Consider the following 5,257-nt stretch of genomic DNA (forward strand, 5'->3'; position numbering starts at 1 on the left):
GGTCTGCTCCGCTTCCAGCGCAGCAATCTGCTTGGGGATCTCGTCGAGCTCGCGCTGCTCCTTGTAGCTGAGCTTGCGCTTCGTGGCGACGACCGGAGCCGGCGCGGGGGCCGGTGCGGGCGCCGGCGTGGGCGCGGCGGCCGGAGCCTGGCGCGCCTTGATCTCGGCGGCGCGCTGCGACTGCTGCAGCCAGTCCTCGATGTCGCCTTCGTACTCGCGCCACTTGCCCGCGCCTTCGCTGACGATGGTCGAGGTCACGACGTTGTCCAGGAAGCGCCGGTCATGACTGACGAGGAAGACGGTGCCGTCGTACTCGGCCAGCAGTTCCTCCAGCAGCTCCAGCGTCTCGATGTCCAGGTCGTTGGTCGGTTCGTCCAGCACCAGCACGTTGGCCGGCCGCGCGAACAGCCGGGCCAGCAGCAGCCGGTTGCGCTCGCCGCCGGACAGGCTGGACACCGGCGATTCCGCCCGCGCTGGCGAGAACAGGAAGTCGCTCAGGTAGCTCTTGACGTGCTTGCGCTGGTTGCCGATCTCGATCCACTCGCTGCCGGGGCTGATCGTGTCGGCCAGCGTCGCGCTGAGGTTGAGCGCGTCGCGCATCTGGTCGAAGTAGGCGACCGACATCTTCGTGCCCAGGCGCACCGTACCGCTGTCGGGCGCGAGCTCGCCGAGGATCATCTTCAGCAGCGTCGTCTTGCCGGCGCCGTTGGGGCCGATCAGGCCGACCTTGTCGCCGCGCAGGATGGTGCCGGTGAAACCGTCGACGATCACGCGGTCGCCGAAGCGCTTGGACACGCCTTCCAGCTCCGCCACGATCTTGCCGCTCGAATCGCCGGTGGCGACGTCCAGCCGCACCTTGCCCTGCACGTCGCGGCGCGACTGGCGTTCGTTGCGCATCTCATGCAGCCGCTGCACGCGGGCGACGCTGCGGGTGCGGCGGGCTTCGACGCCCTTGCGGATCCAGACCTCTTCCTGCGCCAGCAGCTTGTCGAAGCGGGCGTTGGCCAGCGCTTCGTTCTCCAGCTCGTAGGCCTTGGCGGCCTGGAAGGCGGCGAAGTTGCCGGGATAGCCGCGCAGCTGGCCGCGGTCGAGTTCGACGATGCGGTTGGCGACGTTGTCCAGGAAGGCGCGATCGTGGGTGATCAGCAGCAGCGAGCCCTTGAAGCCGTTCAGCAGCTCTTCGAGCCAGCGGATCGCGTCGAGGTCCAGGTGGTTGGTCGGTTCATCGAGCAGCAGCACGTCCGGCTGCGCGACCAGCGCGCGGGCCAGCGCGACGCGCTTCTTCAGACCGCCGGAGAGTTCGCCGATCTTGCGTCCGCCGTCGAGGTCCAGACGATGCAGCGTCTCGTCGACGCGCTGCTCCCAGTTCCAGGCGCCGATCTGCTCGATGCGCTCCTGCACCCAGCCGAGGTCGTCGTTCTCGTCATGCGCCTCGTAGCGCTCGCGCAGCGCCTTGGCTTCGGCGACGCCTTCGCTGACGACGTCGAAGATCGTCGCCTCGGGGCGCAGCTCGGGTTCCTGCGGCACGTAGACGCTGGTCAGGCCCTTTTCGAGCTGCAGCAGCCCGTCGTCGAGCTTTTCAATGCCCGCGAGGACCTTCAGCATCGAGGACTTGCCGGTCCCGTTGCGACCGATCAGACCGACGCGGTCGCCGGTTTCGAGGGAGAAATTGGCGCCGTCGAGCAGCGGCACGTGGCCGAAAGCGAGGTGGGCGTTGGAGAGGGAAAGGACAGCCATGGGGGCGATTGTCCTCGAAGGCGCAAGAAGGCTTCCGTACTGCCACCGCCGCTGGCCCTCACCCCTGCCCTCTCCCGCAAGCGGGAGAGGGAGAAAGAGGAGTCAGACCCAGACGCGGTAGGCCCAGAACGCCTCGTCGTGGGCGACGCGGCGGCGCAGTTCCTCGGGGCTGAAACCGCTGAGGCGGCGGGTCTCGCGGCACAGGTGCGCCTGGTCCGCGTAGCCGTGGTCCTGCGCCAGCGCGCTCCAGATCACGGCGCCCTCCTCCTCGTCGAGCTTGCGCACCTGCTGGAAGGCGGCTTCCGCGCGGCTGACCAGCCGCAACGCGCGCAGGCTCTGGCCGCTCCATTGCTTGATGCGGCGCTCCGCCTGCCGGACGCTGCGTCCATGACCCGCTGCGATCGCGCGCAAGGCCAGGTGCTGCATCCAGCCGGCGTAGCCGCGCGGGGGAGGATCGTCCGCCAGCACCTCGTCGCGCACGGCGCGCCAGCGCGGCATCAGGAAGTCCTCCAAGGTGCGCCGGGCCGTCTGTTCGTCCCGGGCCGCGAGCATCGCCACATCGAGCGCGCGCCACGCGGGATCGTCGATGAACGACAGGGGCAGCATCCGGTCCTTGAGCTCAGCGAGATCGATGCCCGTCATCGCCTGCAGCGCTTCCGGCCGGATCGCGACCATGAACGCCCGGCAGTCGGGCGTCGCCTGGAACCGCTTGGGGCCGCCGCGCGGACCGCCGATGACGCTGGCAGGCAGCCAGGGTCCCGGATTGCCGTCGATGTCCGTTCCGACATCGACATCCCTCGCCGCATCCGTTCCGATGTCCAGTTCTCGCACGCGACCGCTCAAGGTCCAACTCAGGCCGCACAGCGGCGTTGCGGGAAACCAGCTTTGGCATTGGGCATCGGTCAGCGCCTCGCCGTTTGTGGCCGCCGCAGACAGGTCTCGCCAGAGATAGGCGTAAAGGCAACCCTCCAGCGCGCGAGGCGGGATATGCAGTCGAGCGACGGTGCCGGGATGCAGGGGAGCGTCCATGCGCCGCAGTCTAGGCGCACCGACCGTCTTGCTCCCTCTCCCGCTTGCGGGAGAGGGTGGGGGTGAGGGCCAGCGGCGGCGGAAGTACGTGAACGGACGATGTCGCTTCGATTCAAGACGCCTCGGCGCGGCACGGAGACGATGCGATCCCATGAGCCACGTCCTTGCGATCCCCGATGCCGTGCCCGGTCCGCGTCCGCGCTGGTCCGGCCTGCCCGAAGTGCTGTCCATGCGCCGCGACTACCTCGGCCACATGCGGCAGCTGCATGAGCGCTACGGCGACATCGTCCACCAGCGGCTACTCGGTCTCGACGACTTCAACTTCTTCCATCCCGACCACGTCCGCGAACTCCTGATCGCCGGCCACGACGGCATGATCCGCTGGGAGCGCGCGACGCAGGTCTTCGCCGACGCGCACGGTCAGAGCGTCCTCGTCGCGAAGGGTCCGGCCTGGCAGCGGCAGCGCAAGCTGTTGCAGCCCGGCTTCGCGCCGCAGCGCGTGCAGGGCTTCGTCCCGCTGATGGTCGATGCCGCCCGTCGCGCCCTGGATCGGCCCGCCGCTGGATCCGGTGCATCGGACATCGACTTCGACGTCGACGTCGATTTCGAACAGCTGATGACGCTGCTGACGATGGACGTGATCCTGCGCTCGCTGTTCTCGACCGGCGAGGGCGAGGCCGTCGTCGCCGAAGCGTCCTGGGCCGTGCACGAGCTCGGCAGGATCGCGATGGGCGAGATGTACGTGCCGGTGAGCGCGCCGCTGTGGGCGCCGTGGAAGCGCGGCAAGCGTCGCGCGCTGCGGGCGCTGGACACGCTGATCCGCGGCCACCTCGCCGGGCGCCGCCAGCGCGCACTGCGCGGCGAGCCGCTGCCCGACGACCTCCTCGCGATGCTGATGTCGCTGCGCGACGCCGACGGCGCGGCGCTCGACGACACCGCGTTGCGCGACGAATGCATGACGACCTTCCTGGCCGGTCATGAGACCAGCGCCGCCGCGCTGACCTGGTGGGGCTGGTGCATGGCCGCGCATCCGGAAGCGCAACGGCGCGCGGCCGACGAGGTCGACGCGGTGCTCGGCGGCCGGGCGCCGACGGCGGCGGACCTGACGCGGCTGCCGTGGCTGAGCCTGTGCATCAAGGAGACGCTCCGGCTCTACCCGCCGGCTCCGGCCTTGTTCTCCCGCCAGTTGACCGGAGAGATGGAGATCGCCGGGTTGCGCCTCCCGCGCGGCGCGATGATCCGGCTGACCCCTGGCGTGATCCAGCGCGACCCGCGCTGGTTCGACGAACCCGACGCCTTCCGACCGGAGCGCTTCGACCCCGCGGCGGGCCACCGCGAGATCCCGCGTGGCGCCTGGATGCCATTCGGCGCCGGACCGCGGGTGTGCCTCGGCAGTCACTTCGCGCTGATGGAGATCACGCTGATCGCGGCGATGGTGCTGCAACGGCATCGCCTCGCGCCGGTGCCCGAAGCGCCGACGCCGACCCCGGTGCTCAACATCACGCTGCGCCCTGCAACCCCGCTGCGGCTGCGCCTGCTGCCGCGCTGAATCGGCGCAGTGAATCTTTTATTCGTGGACGGCATGCGAGGCGGTCCGTAGCCTCGCGGCATGACCGCCTTACGAGATCGTCTCGGTCAACCGAACGAAGCTCCCGTCCGACAGCTGGAAGCGCACCCAGCGCATCCGGCTCGGCTGGATGGGCATGTCCTGCTCGACCGCCGCACCGGTGTCGAACTCGACCGCGGCGGGCGCCGGCTCGTACCAGCCGAGCGCGTCGAGTCGCGCCTCCTGCGCCACGATCTCCGGCGTCGCGTAGCACCACAGCGCGCGCCCGATCAGCTCGGCGCGCGGCAGGCGGCAATGGCGCTCGCGCGCGTGCGACATCGCCAGCAGGCGATGGCTCAGGTCGCAGATCAGGTGCACCGCGCCGGGCGCGCGCTCGACCAGGCGGCCCAGCTCGACGTCGGCGGCGCTGTCCAGCCGCGCCGCCATCAGCCGCCGCAGGGCCTGCTGCTCGTCGAACGAGGGCGTGGCGATCCCCGACTCCCAGCGCGACACCGTCGTCTGCGACACCTTCAGTTCCGCCGCGACGGCGCCCTGCTTCAGACGGCGCAGCGTGCGCCACAGGCGCAGGCTGTGGCCGAGCTGGCGGGCATCGCAGGAGAGCAGCGGCGATTCGTTCATGGCGGGGCGGCGCAGGGGCGTGAGGACGAGCGGGACGACAAGCGACAGGGCGACCGATCGATGTCCAGGAAGATTGTCCCCGGAGGACCGAAGTGAGGATTCTGCTGTACTACCTCTGCGGCGTGTTCGCCGCGGCCCAATTGGGCAAGCTGGCCGCGCTGTCACCGCCGATCGCGCGCGAGCTCCAGCTCGGACTGGCGGCGATGGCCGCGCTGACCTCGCTGCTCGAAGTCTGCGGCGCCACGCTCGGCGGCGTCGCGGGGCGCTGGCTGCCGCGCATCGGACTCAAGCGCGCGCTGGCCGGCG

General features: G+C 70.2%; 5 protein-coding genes. 2 read left to right on the forward strand and 3 right to left on the reverse strand.

What is annotated here, in order from left to right; genetic code table 11:
• Together VF536_RS21475 and VF536_RS21480 are read right to left on the reverse strand one after the other, a co-directional pair.
• Positions 1 to 1,737, reverse strand: a 1,737-nt coding sequence (locus VF536_RS21475) for an ABC-F family ATP-binding cassette domain-containing protein (RefSeq protein ID WP_331616922.1), incomplete at its 3' end; no start/stop codon positions are given.
• A gap of 102 nt (positions 1,738 to 1,839) precedes the next feature.
• A complete protein-coding gene (locus VF536_RS21480) occupies positions 1,840 to 2,766 on the reverse strand; it encodes an AraC family transcriptional regulator (protein WP_331616923.1) in 927 nt (308 codons plus the stop codon).
• A gap of 151 nt (positions 2,767 to 2,917) precedes the next feature.
• On the opposite strand from VF536_RS21480, the gene VF536_RS21485 reads away from it, so the two are divergent.
• Positions 2,918 to 4,315 (forward strand): cytochrome P450, encoded by a 1,398-nt coding sequence (locus VF536_RS21485; protein WP_331616924.1) that lies wholly within the window; start codon positions 2,918 to 2,920, stop codon positions 4,313 to 4,315.
• Between the two features lie 69 nt (positions 4,316 to 4,384).
• On the opposite strand, the gene VF536_RS21490 is transcribed toward VF536_RS21485, so the two are convergent.
• Positions 4,385 to 4,951, reverse strand: coding sequence for a helix-turn-helix transcriptional regulator (locus VF536_RS21490; RefSeq protein WP_331616926.1), 567 nt, complete (start codon positions 4,949 to 4,951; stop codon positions 4,385 to 4,387).
• A gap of 92 nt (positions 4,952 to 5,043) precedes the next feature.
• Here VF536_RS21490 and VF536_RS21495 point away from each other — a divergent pair.
• On the forward strand, positions 5,044 to 5,257 hold a 214-nt coding region (locus VF536_RS21495; RefSeq protein WP_331616927.1), incomplete at its 3' end, for a hypothetical protein.

The organism is Roseateles sp. (assembly GCF_036486225.1).
GTDB lineage: Bacteria > Pseudomonadota > Gammaproteobacteria > Burkholderiales > Burkholderiaceae_C > Roseateles.

Bases quoted from the DNA above. Each gene is read 5' to 3' on its own strand.
- VF536_RS21485 (WP_331616924.1), top strand. From the start codon at position 2,918: ATGAGCCACGTCCTTGCGATCCCCGATGCCGTGCCCGGTCCGCGTCCG.
- VF536_RS21490 (WP_331616926.1), bottom strand. From the start codon at position 4,951: ATGAACGAATCGCCGCTGCTCTCCTGCGATGCCCGCCAGCTCGGCCAC.
- VF536_RS21480 (WP_331616923.1), bottom strand. From the start codon at position 2,766: ATGGACGCTCCCCTGCATCCCGGCACCGTCGCTCGACTGCATATCCCG.